This is a genomic window from Kitasatospora sp. NPDC088264 (assembly GCF_040685715.1).
Classification (GTDB): domain Bacteria; phylum Actinomycetota; class Actinomycetes; order Streptomycetales; family Streptomycetaceae; genus Kitasatospora.
Genome location: NZ_JBFBIR010000108.1, coordinates 1 through 15,811, shown reverse-complemented (window position 1 = coordinate 15,811; position 15,811 = coordinate 1). Strand labels below are relative to the sequence as shown.

The 15,811-nt window shown below is 72.2% G+C and carries 15 protein-coding genes and 1 pseudogene; 8 read left to right on the top strand and 8 right to left on the bottom strand.

The genetic code is table 11. From position 1 onward, the window contains the following. Nucleotides 1-543 precede the first annotated feature (543 nt). Nucleotides 544-1,002 (top strand): TnsA-like heteromeric transposase endonuclease subunit, encoded by a 459-nt coding sequence (locus tag AB0O82_RS37745; protein WP_363589434.1) that lies wholly within the window; start codon nucleotides 544-546, stop codon nucleotides 1,000-1,002. A 660-nt stretch (nucleotides 1,003-1,662) separates the two neighbouring features. Here the strand turns inward: AB0O82_RS37745 and AB0O82_RS37740 are convergent. The 4 genes from AB0O82_RS37740 to AB0O82_RS37725 form a co-directional block, all read right to left on the bottom strand. After that, nucleotides 1,663-3,270, bottom strand: a complete 1,608-nt coding sequence (locus tag AB0O82_RS37740; RefSeq protein ID WP_363589432.1) for a M4 family metallopeptidase — start codon at nucleotides 3,268-3,270, stop codon at nucleotides 1,663-1,665. 585 nt (nucleotides 3,271-3,855) lie between these two features. After that, on the bottom strand, nucleotides 3,856-4,056 hold the full coding sequence (locus tag AB0O82_RS37735; RefSeq protein ID WP_363589430.1) for a hypothetical protein: 201 nt from the start codon (nucleotides 4,054-4,056) through the stop codon (nucleotides 3,856-3,858). A gap of 23 nt (nucleotides 4,057-4,079) precedes the next feature. Continuing rightward, complete coding sequence (locus tag AB0O82_RS37730; protein WP_363589428.1) at nucleotides 4,080-4,343, bottom strand: hypothetical protein; 264 nt, start codon at nucleotides 4,341-4,343, stop codon at nucleotides 4,080-4,082. Between the two features lie 199 nt (nucleotides 4,344-4,542). Continuing rightward, nucleotides 4,543-5,265: a MarR family transcriptional regulator gene (locus AB0O82_RS37725; protein WP_363589426.1), complete on the bottom strand. Its 723-nt coding sequence runs from the start codon at nucleotides 5,263-5,265 to the stop codon at nucleotides 4,543-4,545. A 225-nt stretch (nucleotides 5,266-5,490) separates the two neighbouring features. Here AB0O82_RS37725 and AB0O82_RS37720 point away from each other — a divergent pair, with 225 nt between their 5' ends. Continuing rightward, entirely contained in the window at nucleotides 5,491-6,693 is a 1,203-nt protein-coding gene (locus AB0O82_RS37720; protein WP_363589424.1) for a serine hydrolase domain-containing protein, read from the top strand. Nucleotides 6,694-6,742: 49 nt separating this feature from the next. On the opposite strand, the gene AB0O82_RS37715 is transcribed toward AB0O82_RS37720, so the two are convergent. Continuing rightward, complete coding sequence (locus AB0O82_RS37715; RefSeq protein WP_363589422.1) at nucleotides 6,743-7,480, bottom strand: DUF6596 domain-containing protein; 738 nt, start codon at nucleotides 7,478-7,480, stop codon at nucleotides 6,743-6,745. A gap of 245 nt (nucleotides 7,481-7,725) precedes the next feature. Here AB0O82_RS37715 and AB0O82_RS37710 point away from each other — a divergent pair, with 245 nt between their 5' ends. Continuing rightward, nucleotides 7,726-8,037 carry a hypothetical protein gene (locus AB0O82_RS37710; protein WP_363589420.1) on the top strand — a complete coding sequence of 104 codons (312 nt, stop codon included), beginning with the start codon at nucleotides 7,726-7,728 and terminating at the stop codon, nucleotides 8,035-8,037. Nucleotides 8,038-8,140: 103 nt separating this feature from the next. On the opposite strand, the gene AB0O82_RS37705 is transcribed toward AB0O82_RS37710, so the two are convergent. Next, complete coding sequence (locus tag AB0O82_RS37705) at nucleotides 8,141-8,560, bottom strand: YciI family protein (RefSeq protein ID WP_363589418.1); 420 nt, start codon at nucleotides 8,558-8,560, stop codon at nucleotides 8,141-8,143. 178 nt (nucleotides 8,561-8,738) lie between these two features. Beyond that, nucleotides 8,739-9,590 (bottom strand): annotated as a pseudogene (locus AB0O82_RS37700) (LysR substrate-binding domain-containing protein); the annotation flags it as partial. 80 nt (nucleotides 9,591-9,670) lie between these two features. On the opposite strand from AB0O82_RS37700, the gene AB0O82_RS37695 reads away from it, so the two are divergent. The 5 genes from AB0O82_RS37695 (at nucleotide 9,671) to AB0O82_RS37675 (ending at nucleotide 14,760) form a co-directional block, all read left to right on the top strand. Then, nucleotides 9,671-10,165: a cupin domain-containing protein gene (locus AB0O82_RS37695; RefSeq protein ID WP_363589417.1), complete on the top strand. Its 495-nt coding sequence runs from the start codon at nucleotides 9,671-9,673 to the stop codon at nucleotides 10,163-10,165. 42 nt (nucleotides 10,166-10,207) lie between these two features. Continuing rightward, entirely contained in the window at nucleotides 10,208-10,570 is a 363-nt protein-coding gene (locus tag AB0O82_RS37690) for a DoxX family protein (RefSeq protein ID WP_363589415.1), read from the top strand. Nucleotides 10,571-11,473: 903 nt separating this feature from the next. Continuing rightward, nucleotides 11,474-11,872 (top strand): hypothetical protein, encoded by a 399-nt coding sequence (locus tag AB0O82_RS37685; RefSeq protein WP_363589413.1) that lies wholly within the window; start codon nucleotides 11,474-11,476, stop codon nucleotides 11,870-11,872. Between the two features lie 303 nt (nucleotides 11,873-12,175). Beyond that, nucleotides 12,176-14,125 (top strand): hypothetical protein, encoded by a 1,950-nt coding sequence (locus AB0O82_RS37680; RefSeq protein ID WP_363589411.1) that lies wholly within the window; start codon nucleotides 12,176-12,178, stop codon nucleotides 14,123-14,125. A gap of 2 nt (nucleotides 14,126-14,127) precedes the next feature. Further along, entirely contained in the window at nucleotides 14,128-14,760 is a 633-nt protein-coding gene (locus tag AB0O82_RS37675; RefSeq protein ID WP_363589409.1) for a hypothetical protein, read from the top strand. A 938-nt stretch (nucleotides 14,761-15,698) separates the two neighbouring features. Here the strand turns inward: AB0O82_RS37675 and AB0O82_RS37670 are convergent. Beyond that, on the bottom strand, nucleotides 15,699-15,811 hold a 113-nt coding region (locus tag AB0O82_RS37670), incomplete at its 5' end, for a cold shock domain-containing protein (protein WP_363589436.1).

Below are 15,811 nucleotides of genomic sequence, written 5' to 3'. Positions count from 1 at the left end.
CAGGTACGACAAACGCGTGTACGTCTTTCTCGGCACAGTCACGGTCGCCGCACTGGCCATCTGGCTCCGCTCATGATCGCGCGGACAGAACCTAAACCCCTACTGGCCTGCGTCGACCAGATTGTTTGAGACGGGTTGTCACCCTTTCGCGTGACGGTATCCGGCTCTCGGCCACGGTGGTCCGCAGGATCCTCCACCCTCGCAGTGACGGGGACGATTCCGGCAGAGCGGAGGTGTTCGTGGACGGGTCCGCAGTGATGGCCTCCGCCCGGGAGTACGCCTCGGGCGTCGAGGGCGGGTTCGTCGACACCGACGGCGTCGAGCGTTCCGGTCCGTTGGCGTGCTGGTGGGCAGAGCCCTTCGAACTGGCATCGCCAGTGCGGCCGTTCGCCTCGTTCAAGGGGCAGAAGAACTTCACCGGCGAGTACTGGGCGGCGACAACGCGGACCCACGTGGGCTACGAGTCCTGGGTGGAGAGAGACGCGGCGATGGCGCTGGACTTCGATCCCGCTGTCGTCGCGCTGGCCTCCCAGCCCTTCCGCCTTGCCTGGACGGACGGACGGGGAGCGGGAGCGCCGACATACCCCGGACTACTTCGCCCGGTTGCTGGACGGCACAGGTGTCGTTGTCGACGTGCGACCGGGGAACCTGGTCGACGAGGCCACCGCCGAGGTCTTCGCGTTCACCGCGCGGGTCTGCGAGGAAGTGGGCTGGCAGTTCCGCCACGTCGGCGCCCTGAACCAGCCCTACCGGGCGAACCTGCGCTGGCTGGCCCGCTACCGCCACCGCCGCTGCCATCGCGCCCCAGCAGCCGACCAGCTGAGGGAGATCTTCGTCGATCCGCTGCCCCTGCTTGCCGGGGCTGAGCAGGTCGGGGACCGACTGGCCGTGCTGCCGGTGCTCTACCACCTGCTCTGGCGGCACGAACTGACGGCGGACCTGGTGACGGCCCCGCTGGGCACCGGCACCCTGGTGCACCTGACGTCCCGGGGCCGGCCGTGAATTCCGCGCGGCCTGGTCGGCTGCGGCTCGGCGACCGGGTCAGGTTCCAGAAGCACACCTACACGGTGGTCGGCCTGACCGGGATGCGGGTCCGGCTGGCCGACACGCACGGCGCCGGCATGCTCGTCGACCAGGTCCACCTGCAGTTCGCCGAGGACTTCGCGGTCCTCGGGGCCAGCGACGCACCGCGCTGGGCTCGGCCGCGCTGCTGGACCGCCTGCCCGAGCCGGTGGCCGAGCGCGCCCTGTGGTGGCAGCGGCACCTGGTCGAACTTCTCACCGGCCTGCCACCCGACGCCCCGGCCGGGGCCCGGGTCAAGTCCGAGTACGACCCCGCCTGCCGCTCGCTGGCCGAACGCGAGCGAGCGAAGGCCGCCGAGTTGACCGCACTGGGCGAGGAGGTCAAGGCGCGGACGGTCAAGCGCAAGCGCCAGCAGTATGAGGCCGGCGGGATCGCAGCGGTAGTGGATCACCGGCTCGCCCCGCACGCCTCACTGCTCGGGCGGGCCGATCCGCGGGTGCTGGCCGCGATCCGCCAGGCGATCGGCGAAAGCGTCCCGGCCTCCACCCGCACCATCGAGTACGCGCGCTGGCGGACCGAGCGGATTCTGGAAGCCGAGCACGGCCTGGGAGCGGTGAAGATGCCGTCACGGGCGACGTTCTACCGGCTCTTCGACAAGCTGTCGCACGGCGTCCACGTGAGTGGGTCGAGGGTGTGCCGGATGTCCCACAGGGCGCCGCTGAAGATGGTGGAGTTGAGGTGCGCGCCGCCGTTGTCCAGGTCGAGCCCGGCGCCGAGGTAGTCGTCCACGGTGGTGCGGTGGTCGTCCAGGCGGCGGTTCGCGCAGTCCTGCGGGGTGCCGGTGCGGCACAGGTTCTCGCCCATCAGCGGGGCCGCCGGGTCGTCCATGGACATGCCGCGGGCGGTGACCTCGATGGCGTTGCCGAAGTAGTCGGCGATGCCCTCGTTCATCGCGCCGGACTGGCCGTCGCCGACCAGGTTGGCGGTGTGCTGGATGACGCCGTGGGTCATCTCGTGCCCGGCCACGTCGAGGGCGGCGGAGAAGGGCAGGAACCTGGCGTTGCCGTTGCCGTAGAGCATCTTCTGCCCGTCCCAGGCGGCGTTGGGGAAGGGCTTGCCGCGGTTGCTCACGTTCACCACGGAGGTGATCGCGCCGCCCTTGCCGTCCAGGCCGTCGCGGCCGAGCCGGTCGTGGTAGAAGCCGTACACGGCGGCGGCGTTGAGGTGGGCGTCGGTGGCGCCGCTGGTGCCGGTGGAGGCGGGGAAGGCCGGGTCCGGGGAGCCGACGGGCAGGCTGCCGTCGGGCAGTCGGCCGCTGAACTCGTTGTAGTCCCGTCCGGTCGCGTCGTAGGTGGTGATGGTGACGGGCCGGGTGAGGTCGACGAGTTGGTAGCTTCCGTCCGGCTGGCGGGAGATGTTCACCGGCACGGTACGGCCCAGGAGGTCGGGGGCGGTCCCGGTGGCGGGCTGGGCGGCGGCCGCGCCACGGGCGGCGCCGGCCCGTGTGTCGCCGGCGCCGGTGTCGTCGGCGCCGCTGACCTGGTACGGGGCCGAGGAGTCGTGGGCGAGGGCGACCACGCCGAGCGTGGCGTCCGCGTAGACCTCGCGGACCAGTGGCTCGCCGTTCCCCGGGTCGGCGGTGTGCACGGTGAAGTGCCGGGCGAGCCGGCCGGTGCCGCCCGGCAGGACGACCAGGCCGCGGTCCTCGGCGGTGGCCGCGGCCCGGGCGCGCGGGTCCTGGAGCGAGCCGAGCGCCAGCGTGCGCAGCACCGCGTCCGGCACGGCGGGGGCGGTCGGCGCGGTCAGGCCGGTGAAGTACTTGCCGCCGACCGACTCCACCCGCTGGCCGGTCCCCTCGCCGGTGAGGCGGACCAGGTACTGCCCGCCGAGCACCGGTATGCCGCCGTGGTACTGCTGGAACCTGACGGTGCGCCGGTCGGCGGCCGTGCGCTCGACCGCGAGCTCGGCCAGCTGCCCCGGATCGACCCGGTACCGGTCCAGGTGGGCGGCGAGATGGGCCCGGGCCGCCTCGGCCGGAGCGCCGGGCGCCGCCTCGGACAGTCCGGTCACCAGCTGCGGGGCGGCGGTGCCCTCGCCGGCCACCAGGCCGGGGACGGGATCGGACTCGGCGGTGGGGCCCGGTGGCGCGGCCAGGGCGGGGGAGGCGGTCACGGTGAGCGCCAGCGCCAGGCTCAAGGCGGCGCCCGAGCCGAGCACCCTGGCCACTGAACGGGAACGGTGGTGCACTGCGGTCCTCCACGGAAATCGGCAGTGACGGCAGCACGACAGAGCTGCCTTTCACGGAGGAACGGGGCACCGGACAGGCCCGGTTCAGCCGTTTGCCGCCCTCCGGCCGCCCCCGCGGTGCGCGGCTCTATTGTGGAGATTGTGGATGGGCAGGTGTCGGGTGTGGTCGTGGGGTGGTTCGGGGTCGTCGGTGTTCCGTGTTACCTCGCTGGGGGCTGCCCGGAGCGGGACGGCCCGGGCCGTCTGATCGTCACCCGTGCCGTCTGATCGTCGCTCGGGCCGGTATCGCTTTGCCTTTCGCTCTGTCCGTGGCCGCCCCCGGGCGTCGGTGCGATGTCCTCCAGGGTGTGTTCTCCTGGGTCGTGGTGGGTCTCGGTGGGTCTCGGTGGGTCGGGTGTGTGCAAGGGCCGGGTCTGGTTCGGCCTGTGTGTCGATCTGGGTTGGGCGGAGACGCGACTCCGTGCCCGGCTCTGCCCCGTCGGTCGGTCCCGGGCTTCCGGCCCTGTGGTCTGAACCAGCTCCTGCCGGGCCGCCGGACGTGCCGGGGGTTCCTGTGTCGTTCGGCCGGGTCCGGGGGGTGTGCACTCACATGCGGACCACGACCATGCCCCGCTGGTTGTTCATCAGCATCGACAGCAGCGCGACTCCGAGGCCGGCCGCCGCCGGTCCCCCCGCCGTGAGCGGCATCGTGTTCTCCCGGCGGCGGCGTTCCTCTTCCGGTTCGGTGGCGGTGTGGTCCTCGGCGGTGGCCTCCTGCGCCGTCGTCATCTGAACCTGGGTGCTCATCGATCGGTCCTTCCTCGGTCCGTTCAGTGGTACGCGGAGGGGTTGCCGTGCTGCTGGGCCTGGGCGGGCCGGTTGGGGGCCTGGCTGCCGGCCGGACCGGTGGACTGGTCGGGGTTGTACGGCGGCGGCACGTACGGGCCGGTGATCGTGCTCCGCCGTCCCTCCGGCGCCTGGAAGATCGACGCCGTGGCCGTCACCAGCGTTGTCGCGGTCGAGATCGTCATCAGCTGACGGGTGCTGAGCCTCGGCAGCGGGAAGTCCTCCGGTCGTTTGCGCGTGCCCGCCATCGCCGTCCGTCCCGTCCCCGGCGGCCCCGGCCGTCGGCACGCCCGGCCGCCGGCACGCCCGGGGGGCTGCCGGTCCACCGCGACCGTCTTGTCGAAGACCGGCCGCGGATCCGCGGATACGGCACCCGGGCGGGTGCGGAGCCCGCCCGCCCGGACCCTTGCGCATCTCACCCGGCCGCCCCGCAGGGGGTGCCCGGGATCAGCCGGTCCGCGATCCGGGCCGGCTCTCCTCCCGCCACTGCCGCACGGAGCGCACGATGTCCTGGCCGATCCGGTCCAGGAGGGCCGCGGCGTCGTCCATCCGGGCGCCGGCCGGTGTGCCGGGGCCGAGGGTTTCGGCGCCCTGGCGGGCGACGGCGGCGAGCGTCGTGTTCCGTTCGGCGCTGGCCAGCAGCGCCCGGTACCAGACGTCGTCGTCGATGACGTACCGCTCCCGGCGCTGCTGTTCGCCGCGTTCGCGGCGGATCAGCGCCTGGCCCTCCAGGTAGCCGACGGCCTTGGAGACGGCGGCCGGGCTGACCTGCAGCCGTTGCACCAGTTCGCCCGCGGTGAGGCTGCCGTCGTCGGTGACGTACAGGCACGCGAGGACCCGGGCGGCCATTCTGGGCAGGCCGCTGTGCACCAGCAGCTCGGCCAGTTCGTCGGCGAACTCGCGGACCGCCTGCGGGTCGCGGCCCTGGGCCGGCGGCGTGGCGGCGGCGGCCCGTCGGGCGGTCGTGCCGCTGCGGCGGGAGCGCTGCGCGGTGGCGCGTTGGGCGTGTTCGGCCCGGTAGTCGCAGGGCCCGCCGTTGCGGGCGATCTCGCGGGTGACGGTCGAGGTCGGCCGTTCGATCTGCCGGGCGATCTCGCCGTAGCCCAGCCCTTCGGCCAGTCCGGCGGCGATCCGGTGGCGGTCCTGCGGGGTCAGCCTGGCTCCGGGCATCCGTCCTCGTCTCCTTCCGTCGCGTGAACAGTATCCGTCCGGCTCGCCCACTGTTGCAATGGAGTCGCGACGTTCTGTTGCATTCACCGGGAGGGTCGTTGCAAGAATATTGCGGCATCTACCTGCGTATACATCCATCATTGGCGGGTTTCGTATTGACCATTATGTGAATTTGCTCGTAGCTTCCTTCCCGAACCGCGACACCACATCGAGGGGGAACACGCCATGGGAACCACCACGCGCGCCGCCGTCGCCACCCTGCTCGCCGGGGCCGTGCTCGCCGGGGCCGTGCTGGCCGGTGCCGCCACCGCACCGGCGTTCGCCGCGCCCGCGCCGGACGGCGGGGGCGGGCACCCGGGGGTCCAGCGGGTGCTGGACCGGGCGGTGGCCACGGGCGGTCTGCCCGGCGCCGTCGCCGAGGTCCGGGACGGCCACCGCCGGTGGTTCGGCAGCGCGGGCGTCGCCGACCTCGCCACCGGGCGGGCCCGTCTCGCGCAGGACCGGTTCCGCATCGGCAGCACCACCAAGACCTTCGTCGCCACCGTCGTCCTCCAGCTCGCCGCCGAGGGGCGGCTGAGCCTCGACGACAGCGTGGAGCGCTGGCTGCCCGGCCTCCTCGGCGCCCCCGGCTACGACGGCGACCGGACCACCGTGCGCCAACTCCTCAACCACACCAGTGGCATCTACAACTACGCGATGGACGAGAAGGTCCGGAAGGAGGCGAGCGGCCTGCCCTTCCTCCGGCACCGCTTCGACAGCTACACCCCCGAACAGCTCGTCCGGATCGCGGTCGCCCACCGGCCCGACTTCGCGCCCGGCGCCGGCTGGACCTACTCCGACACCAACTACGTCCTCGCCGGCCTGATCGTCGAACGGGCCTCCGGCGTCACCCTGGCCGCGCAGATCAGGCAGCGGATCACCGCCCCGCTGGGCCTCACCGGCACCTACGAGCCCTCCTCCGGCGACACCGCCGTCCACGGGCCGCACGGGCGCGAGTACTCGCGTCTGGGGCTCACCGGGGCGAACGCCACCGCCTACGACGTGACGGAGCTGAGCCCGTCCTGGGGCTGGGCCGCCGGCGACATGATCTCCGACGTTCGCGACCTGAACACCTTCTTCGCCGCCCTGCTGGGCGGGCGGCTCCTGCCGCCCGTCCAGCAGCGGGAGATGTTCACGATGGTCCCGACCGGGCACCAGTGGATCGACCAGGCGGACTACGGTCTGGGCGTCGCCGGCATCAGGCTCGACTGCGGCCCCACCGTCTGGGGCATGGGCGGCGCCATCAACGGCTCGTGGTCCTACGCGTTCGGCACCCGCGACGGCCGGCACCTGCTCGCCACCAACGTCAACGGCGACTGGGTCGAGGGGAGTTGGCCGATCGCGGTGTTCACCTCCGAGCTGGAGTCGGAGTTCTGCCCCCGCTCGTGACGGCCCGGCTCGTGAGGGCCGGGCTGGTGACGGCCGTCCGGCCGGGGCGTCACGGCAACGCGGCCGCCTTGCGCAGCAGTACCGACCGTTCGCGGGTGTTGCGGCCCGGCCGGGCGGCGAGTTCCAGCTCGGCCCGGGTCTCGGTGGTGCGGCCGAGCCGGGTCAGCAGTTCGCCGCGTACGCCCGGGAGCAGGTGTGACCCCGAGAGCCGGCCGGAGGCGGCCAGTTCGTCGACCATGTGCAGCGCCTGCCGGGGTCCGTTCGCCATGGCGACGGCCACGGCCGGGTTGAGCTCGACGACGGGGGAGGGGGCCACACGGCCGAGTGCCTCGTGGAGGAGCACGACGCGTTCCCCGTCGGTCTCCTGCGTCGAGGGCGCGGCCGTGTGGCAGGTGGCGATCGCGGCCTGGAGGCCGTACGGGCCCGGGCCCCGGCCGGTGGCGGTGGGCCGGCCGAGCGCGGCCGGGCCGCGGCGGATCGCCGACCGGTCCCGCCGGTGCCGGTCCTGGTCCTCCAGGAGCGCCGCCTCCCCGTGGGGTCCGGTGCGGGCCGGAAAACGCGCGGGGCCGAGTTCGAGCAGCGCGAGCGGTGCGCACGCCTCCGGTTCGGCGGTCGGCGGGGCGGTCGGCATCCGGGCCGGTCGGAGTGTCTCGTAGGCGAGGTCGGGGCGTAGCGGGTGGTCGCCGGTGGTCGCCGTCGAGCCCTCGGTGGAGGTCACGTACAGGACGCTCAGGGCCGCGCCGGGCCGTTCGCGCCGGTCCTTGGACGGTGGCAGTTCGAACGGCACGTGCGTCGCGGTGATCGTCTTCTTCGCCCGGGTGATCCGGTCCTCGGTCGGTGGCTGTGGGCATGAGGAACGCCCGGGCGATCTCCTCGCTGGACAGGCTGCCCACCGTGTGCAGGGTGGGTGCGACCCGAGCCTGGGGGCGCCGGATGGCAGGTGGTGAACATGAGTGCGAGGGCGTTGTCGCTGGACAGGCCGCCCACCACGCGCAGGGTGAGCGCGACCCGGGCCTCGGGGGAGAGCACCGGATGGCAGGCGGTGAACATGAGCGCGAGGACGTCGTCGTCGACCCGGTCGGGGTCCCACGGCAGTTCGTGCGGCGGATTGGGCGCGGTCGCCGGGCCGGAGCTGAACTGGCCCTCGGCGGGCTGGCCCGCGAGCAGGGTGTGGTGCTCGTCGCGTGCCGAGGCGCGGCGGAAGGCGTCATGGCCCGCCGGCGCGCGGTCGCCAGCAGCCAGCCCACCGGGCTGGTGGGCACGCCGCCGCGCGCCCAGCTGACGAGTGCTTCGGCGAGCGTTTCGTGGGCGACGTCCTCGGCGAGCGCGAAGTCCCCGGTGTAGCGGGTCAGCGCGCCGACGATCCGGGCGGACTCGATCCGCCGGAGGGCCTCGGCGGCCCGCCGAGCCGATTCGGTGCTCGGCGGGCCGTCGGGGGTGGTGGGCGTCAGTGCTGGCCGGTCCGCTCGCGCCACGCCCGCTCCTTGGCGATCCACTCGTTGTCCTGCGGGAACTCGTCGATGCCCGGTACGTGGCGGATCTCGGCCTTCGAGCCGGTGGTGGCGGGGAGCCGCTTGGCCCACTCGGCGGCCTCCTCCTTCGACGCGGCGTCGATCACGTGGAAGCCGCCGAACGGTTCCTTCGTCTCGCCGTACGGGCCGTCGGTGACCACCGGGGTCTGTCCGCTGAAGTCGACCGCCACGCCCTGGGTGGGGTCGTCCAGTCCCTCGGCGGTGACGAGCGCGCCCGCCTGGATCAGTTCCTCGTTGAAGCGGCCCACCGTCTCGAGCATCTCCTCGAAGGGCGTCTCCATCATCTTCGCGATGCTCTCGTCCGTGCCCCGCATGATCAGCATGTACGTCGGCATCGTCACTCTCCCTTGCCCGCGGCACGGCGCCCGCCCCGCTCTCCGTCCCAGGTCGAACGGCGTGGCCGCGGATCGACACGGCGGGCGGACCGGGACCACTTTTTTCGACGGACGCCACCCTCCCGCGGGGCGCCGTCCCCTCCCGTCTGGCGGTGTTCAGGCCTGGCGGTGCTCCCGTCTGGCGGTACGCGGCCGTCGCGATCTCGGCGAACGAGCGGACCAGCGGGTTGGTGTCGCCGTCGTTCCACACCGCGACCACCGGGCTGGGTGCCATGTCGGCCAGCGGGACCGTGGTGAGATTCTCGGGCAGGTCGTGTCCGAGCAGCGGGGCCAGGCCGACGGTGCTGTTCCAGAGCACGGCCTGGAGGCATTCCTGGACGCCGCGTACCACGGGGCCCTCGCGTGGGGTGCCGCCGTTCCAGTACGACTGCCACCGGGGGTCGGTTCCCGGGGGGAACTGGAACCAGCGGCGGTCGGCCAGGTCGGCCAGTTCCAGGCGGCCGCGCCGGGCCAGCGGGTCGTCGGCGCGCAGGACCGCGCCGACCGGGTCGGCGCGCAGGACGCGCACCGCCAGGGCGGTGTCGTCGAACGGCGCGCGGGTCAGGGCGACGTCGACCAGTGCGGCGCGCAGTCCGCAGGTCGGGTCGGTCAGGTCGGTGCCGCGTACGCGGATCTCGACGCCGGGGTGGCCGCGGCGGAAGGCTGCCGCCAGCCTGGTGATGCCGGGGTCGGTGCCGTCGCCCAGGATGCCGACGGTCAGGGTCGCGGTGCCGGCCGCCGCGGCGACGCGCGCGCGCAGGCGCTCGGCCCGGTCGAGCAGGTCCCGTGCCTCGTCGAGCAGCACGGCCCCCGCCGGGGTGAGGGTGACACCGGCGGGGGAGCGGGCGAACAGCAGGGCGCCGCTCTCCTTCTCCAACTGCTTGACCGCCCGGCTCAGCGGCGGCTGGCTCATGTGCAGGCGGGTGGCGGCCCGGCCGAAGTGGAGTTCCTCGGCGACCGCCACGAAGTAGCGCAGGGTACGTAGCTCCACGCTGCGACGATACCCCCCGGGTATCGGCGTGGCGCAACGGGTCTTGGACACCGGCAGGGCCCCGGCGGTGGACTCGGAACATGACCGACACAGCGAAGACCAGCGAACCGCAGGCCGGCCCCACCGTATCGGTGGTCGCCCCCGGCGACGGCGAGACGATCGTCCTGGGCACCACGCGCATGCGCGTCCTGGAGGACGGCAGCCGCACCGGGCACCGCCTGGCGATGACCGAGTCCCTCCTCGCCCCGCACACCCCCGGACCGCCGCAGCACCGCCACGCCCGCCACGACGAAGGCTTCTACGTCATCTCCGGCACGGTGCGCTTCACCGTCGGGGACCGGCACCACGACGCGAGCGCGGGCACGTTCGTGATGGTCCCGCCCGGCGCCCCGCACACCTTCGCCAACGTGACCGACCACAGCGCCGTCATGCTCAGCGTGTTCACCCCCGACCTGTACGTGCAGTACTTCCGGGACCTGCGGGACATGACCGCCGACGGCAGGCCGCCGACCCCCGAGGCCGGCCTGCGCACGATGAGCCGCTACGCCACCGAGCCCGCCACCGACGTGGCCTGAAGCCCACGGGTCACCCGCCGGCGGTGACCGTGAAAGGACGTCATGACCATCGTCTACTGGTTCCTCGCCGCACCGCTCGCCGCCTTCTACCTCTACGCGGGCGCGCTCAAGGCGACCCGCGACCGCGACCGGCTGCGCCCGATGATGGCCTGGGTGGACCGCGTGCCGCCGCCCGCGGTCAGGGCGCTGGGGGCGGTCGAACTCCTGGGCGCCGCCGCTCTGCTGCTGCCGCCGGCGGCCGGTGTCGCGCCGGGTCTGGCCGTGGCCGCGGCCGTCGGGTTCGTGCTCCTGCAGACCGGCGCGATCGCCGTGCACCTGACCGGCGGGGACCGCCGCGTCGCGCTCAACGCCGGGCTCCTCGCCGCCGCGGCGGCGGTCACCTGGCCGGCCGCCGCCGGGATGTGACCGGGAGTCGCCCCAGCCCCCCGCTCGGCCCCTCCGTTCCGCCCCCGTCCCGTCCCGCCCCGCCCGCGGGCCGCCCGGCGACGTCCGCCGCCGGGCGGCCGGGACGACCCTGGAGACCATCCAGCAGGCCCTGCACCGGGCCCGGGAGGGCGAGCGCGCCGCCGACCCGTACGCCGGCGCCGGAGACGGAACCGCCTTCGCCACCGCGGCCGACATCTGCGCCAAGTGGCGGCGCGTACGCGACCACCCCGCCGAGACCAGGACCGAGCGCCACGACCCCGACCACGACGCCGGAGATCCTCGACCGAACCAATGGGACGGGCTCTGACACCGTCTCCGTTCTGGCGCTGTCCGTAGCCCGACGGGCAAATCCTCATTGCCCTTCCGGACAAACAGTCCCCACAGACCGGGCGGCGCACACCACATCCGCAAGCCCCTGGGACCACCCCCTCACACAGGCCGTTCAAAGCGATGGCCGAGGGGCCTCCAAGGCAGCCACCGCTCCCCGGCCATGGAAATATCCTCAGCGGCCGTACGCCCTGCCTCCTGTAACCATCGTGTGAGCGCACTCGTCGGCCCGAGGTGAAAGAAGATGATCTCGCTGAAGGGAAACCTGGCATGACATGTGATGCCCCATGGACCGAGAAGCGGCGTCATGAGTACGCCGGCGCCCGCAACGCAGGCCGCGGAAACCGCGGCGGGGAACTTGTGCACTGTCCGCAGGTCTCACCATCTACAGCCGAGCGACGTGCACTTTGAGTTCAACGACGACAACGTCTGCCCAGACCCCAGTCCACGACGCTGATCAAAGCCACGGAACCGTCCGGTCGGCGGCAGGACGCAGTGTGTGATCTGTGCACCTCGGAGGGGTGAAGGAAGACATCTCTTCCGAAGAAGGGCGTCATGGCGCCCGTTCAGCTCGTTCTGCAACCCCTCGCCGGGGTCGTCGCCGACCCGACCGGCTCGCAGGCCGACCAACTCGCCCACGCCGTCCGCAACGCCGTCTCCGTCATCTCCGTCGTCTCGGACACCCCGGCCGCCGCGAACGCCGTGGGCACCGCTCGCGAGCTGCGCACCTTCAGAGCCCGGCCGCCCTGCCCGTCCCGGACCGCTGCGGGGCGGGCCCGGTCCACCGCCCGGGGGCCGGCGCCGAGCAGGGCCGCGAAGCAGTCTGGCCCGGCCACCGCGGTGACCGGGCCACACCGTGCGGCGTGCACGATCCCGACGGTGCGGTTCGGCGAGCCGGACCACCCCGCGCCCAGTCCTGACGTTCGGCGAGGGCCGGCTGTCGGCCTCCTGTGACGACCCACGGGCCGAGGGCGTGCGAGCATCTCGGCAGTGGCCGGGTTCTCTTCTCGCCGGCCAGCCGCAGGTCCGCCACCGCCGAGCGGACCCCGGCGGCCACCGTGCCGACCAGCGCTCGCAGGTCGGACCCGGGACCCCCAGGGCGAGGGCGCTCCGGGATACCGCCAGGGCGCGCCCGTCCAAGCCGCCCGCGCCGCGCCGGGCCTGCACGTCAACACGCTGCTCACCCCATCACTCAAAAGCAGCGACCCCACCCATTTCTGATGGAAAATACCCATCATAAATGGGTATGATGCCTCCATGACGTTGAGCACGTTGGAAACGCTGCGACTCACCATCGCCGCCATCAAGCAGCGCACCGGCGAGAGCCAGCGCCAGCTCGCCACCGCCCTCGGCCTAACCCAAGACAAGATCAGCCGCCGTCAGTCCGGCGCACAACCCTGGTCCCTGGACGAGATCGACGCGCTCGCCAACCACTGGGGCATGCGCCCACTCGACCTGCTCGCCGGCCCCACCCACGCCGCCCAGCACCTGACCTGGCCCCCCGGCACCACCGCCCCCACAGCAGCACCGCTGCCGGCACCCGCCACCACCTCCGCACCCATCCCCGCGAACCCGGTCACTACGCCCGCCCCCACAGCGCCACTCGCCCCGGCAGCCTCCAAGGCCTCGTCCGAAGCCATCACGGCCGCCGAGGCCAGCACCACCCCGCCCACCAAGCAACAGACCCCCGCCCCGGCCGCCCCCACCCCGGCAACCGACCAACGGCAGCCGCTCCTGCTGATTGAAACCGCCCCCGGGGACGTACTCGACGCCGATTACGACCGAGGCCCGGACGGCGAAATCCTCACCCACCCCGCCACACCGTGCGAGCAGTGCGAACGCCCGGTCACCCACCGCATCAGAGGCCGCGCGCTCCACCCCGGCGGCTGGTGCACCCCCGCCGCCGCTCCCCCGGCCACCGCGCCCGCCCAGGCAGCCCCGACCACCCCGACCCCCGCACCCGCAGGCCCGACCACCACCACCGACCAGACCCCGCTCGCCCCGAGTGACCAAAACACCCCGACCACCTCAGCTAGCCCGACCGCGATGCCCACCCCAGCCCGAACCGCCCCCACACCCGCCACACCCACCCAAACCGCCGACATCGCCAACCAGGACACCCAGCCCACCCCAGCCCGCACCAACTCCCCATCCGCTACGCCCGACCCGGTCACCACCTCAGCGCCGTCCACGAAGTTCCGCGAGTACGCCAGCACCGGCCGCGAGCTCGGCTACTACCTCGACACGATCACCTCGGCCGTCGAGCAGGCCCTGGAGGAACACGACGGCGACATCGAAGCCACGTCCGCAACGCTGGAGAAGAAAGCGATTCCGGCCGCGATGGCCCTCTTCGACGCGACCCGGGTCGGCGCCGCGTACGAGCACACCGCCTACCCGGAACGCCTGGAATTCCTCTCCAAGAAATCCCGGAACGGCGCCGACGAAATCTGGGAAGGACGCCACAAATGGGAGAACGCCCCGCTGACGGCCTCCCTCAAGGCGGGCGCCGACCCAGTGACGGTGGACGTCCTGGACACCAACGCCGCCTACTGCTCCGCCCTCAAGACCCACCTGCCGATCGGCGCCCTCCAGCACCGCCCCGACGGCGGCTGGGACCCCAAACGCTCCGGCATCTACCTGCTCCCCGCCCGCCCCGCCTGGGAACACCCGCACCTGCCCGACCCGATCGGCAACCGCCACGAAGCCGGCCCAGTACTCCTGGACGAAGCCACCATGCGCCTGCTGATCCGCTGCCACAAGCTCGGCCTGGCCGACGCCCCACACATCACCGAGGCCTGGACAAGCGGCGCCACCGAAGGAATGCTGGAGAAATTCCGACGCATCCTCACCATCGCCCGCGAGAACGCGATCCGCGACGGCGACCAGGTGACCGAGAAGTACATCAAGGCCATCTACGCAAAATTCGCATCGACCATCGGCGAATCCACCTACAACCGCGACATCCGCCGCCCCGACTGGATGCACATCATCCGCTCCCAGGCATTCGCGAACCTCTGGTACAAGTCCCAGCGCGCCCACAAAGCCGGACTGACGATTGTCGCGCTGCGCGGAACCGACGAACTCCACGTCACCGGCGGCGAATGGCGAAAGGCCAACGGCGGCGTATTCGAAGAAGGCCGCCTGACCACGCAACTGAAACTCAAAGACCAGTACACCCTGCCCCGCACCCGCACCCGGAGCACCTGAAAATGTCGACCGACGGATGGAAAAACTTCGGCCGCTACGGCGCCGACCGCGACCAGGGAAACGTCCACGGAAAAATCGCCCTCGGCCGCGCCCTCGAAGACGCCCTGGAACGCATGATCATCGAAGGCGGCATCAAGTCCCCACCGACCACCCGCCGCGGCCTCACCGCCCGCATGCGCTACCTGACGAGCCACAAGGGCGGCCCCGCCACCCTCGCCCAGGCCCTCGCCGACGCCGGCAGCACCGCCAACGCCGCCACCCTCCGGGCCTGGACCAAGGGCACCCGCACCCCCCGCCGCGTCAACATCGAAGCCATCGACACCGCCTACTGGACGCTGCGCGCCCGCAACGTCCTGAACAACCCCCAGATCTTCAAGGACCACCTGAACAACAGCGGCCGCGGCACCAAAGTGGAAATCCACCCCATCAACCAGCAGGTGGTAGACGAACCCCGCCGCCGAGACAACCTGCGCATCCGCCCCCTCCAGGTCCGCTACGTCTGGGACGACGCCGTCGACGCCCTCACCACCGGCGACGCCGACGCCCTGGACGGCATCTGGGACGACATCATCGCCGACCTCGACTCCGACTGGGGCGCCTACACCTACGTCTCCCACATCGGCCTCGGAGCCTGACCACCCGCCACCACACCTCGGCGCCACACCCACCCCACCGGGCGCGGCACCAACCCCATCCCCCAGCTCAGACCCCACACAGTGACGTCGGCGGCGGTCGTGGGTGTGGGGTCGGCCTGGTCCTGGTGGTGCTCGCTGCCGCGATGGTGCTGCGCCGGGCCGCCGACGGGGGCGAGGGGCGGGCGCTGTGTGGCCCAGTGCCCGCTCGTCGCTGTCCGGGCTCGCCCGCCCGCCCGCTGTGCTGCGCCGGGCCGCCGTCCGGGGCGGGTCGGTTTTTATGGGGGTTTTCCATGGGTTGGGGTGGCGGTTTCGGCAGGGTTTTCTGACGGGGGTTTTCTGATACGGGGTCGGGTGGTCGGGTTGGTGGTTGCAGCGGGATTTCACGTTACATCGTCAACGGTGTGGAGGGGCCTGCTCGGTGGGCATTCTCCGGGGGTATGTGGGCTGCGGCGGGATTTTCTGACGCGGTGTTTCTGATACGGCGTCGGGTGCATTGTTCGGACGTTCCCGGGTCGATCCTTAGACATATGGGTCTAGACCATTGTGAGAGGACTAGACCACTCACTGATTGTGTCGGTCATGGTGGGGAGAGGTTGCGCTGTTGGGCGTGTTGGCGACAGAATGCGATGGCGAGCGGGGAAGGCCGGCGGATCGGCGACCAGTTGACCAGGGGAAGCCGAGGCAGGACCCCCCCTCCTCCCAGTCAGCCCAGCGCACGGAGTGCGCCAAACCCCAACTGACCAGCAGAAATACCCGCCAAGGCTGACCAGGGACGGGCCCGTAGGGCCAGGCGCGGAGCGCCGGCCACCCACTCAGCAGCACTTCACCGCCAAGTCCAGGCCCCCGCAGACCCACGGCGCGGACGCGCCGAAACAGCACTTTCCGTAACTGCGCCCCGGAGGGGCGCCGCAACGCTCCGTCACGCTAGTGACGGCGCGTCATGTCTGCGGAGCAGACTCGTCGGCCTGGAGCCCCTTCTGGCCCTGGACCGCCACGAAGGTCACCTTCTGGCCCTCAACCAGGGACTTGAAGCCGCTTCCCTGGATCGCCC

Excerpts from the sequence above, each read along its gene's own strand:
- AB0O82_RS37735 (WP_363589430.1), bottom strand. The coding sequence starts at position 4,056 with ATGAGCACCCAGGTTCAGATGACGACGGCGCAGGAGGCCACCGCCGAG.
- AB0O82_RS37730 (WP_363589428.1), bottom strand. The coding sequence starts at position 4,343 with ATGGCGGGCACGCGCAAACGACCGGAGGACTTCCCGCTGCCGAGGCTC.
- AB0O82_RS37725 (WP_363589426.1), bottom strand. The coding sequence starts at position 5,265 with ATGCCCGGAGCCAGGCTGACCCCGCAGGACCGCCACCGGATCGCCGCC.
- AB0O82_RS37720 (WP_363589424.1), top strand. The coding sequence starts at position 5,491 with ATGGGAACCACCACGCGCGCCGCCGTCGCCACCCTGCTCGCCGGGGCC.
- AB0O82_RS37710 (WP_363589420.1), top strand. The coding sequence starts at position 7,726 with ATGGCAGGCGGTGAACATGAGCGCGAGGACGTCGTCGTCGACCCGGTC.
- AB0O82_RS37705 (WP_363589418.1), bottom strand. The coding sequence starts at position 8,560 with ATGCCGACGTACATGCTGATCATGCGGGGCACGGACGAGAGCATCGCG.
- AB0O82_RS37695 (WP_363589417.1), top strand. The coding sequence starts at position 9,671 with ATGACCGACACAGCGAAGACCAGCGAACCGCAGGCCGGCCCCACCGTA.
- AB0O82_RS37690 (WP_363589415.1), top strand. The coding sequence starts at position 10,208 with ATGACCATCGTCTACTGGTTCCTCGCCGCACCGCTCGCCGCCTTCTAC.
- AB0O82_RS37685 (WP_363589413.1), top strand. The coding sequence starts at position 11,474 with ATGGCGCCCGTTCAGCTCGTTCTGCAACCCCTCGCCGGGGTCGTCGCC.
- AB0O82_RS37680 (WP_363589411.1), top strand. The coding sequence starts at position 12,176 with ATGACGTTGAGCACGTTGGAAACGCTGCGACTCACCATCGCCGCCATC.
- AB0O82_RS37675 (WP_363589409.1), top strand. The coding sequence starts at position 14,128 with ATGTCGACCGACGGATGGAAAAACTTCGGCCGCTACGGCGCCGACCGC.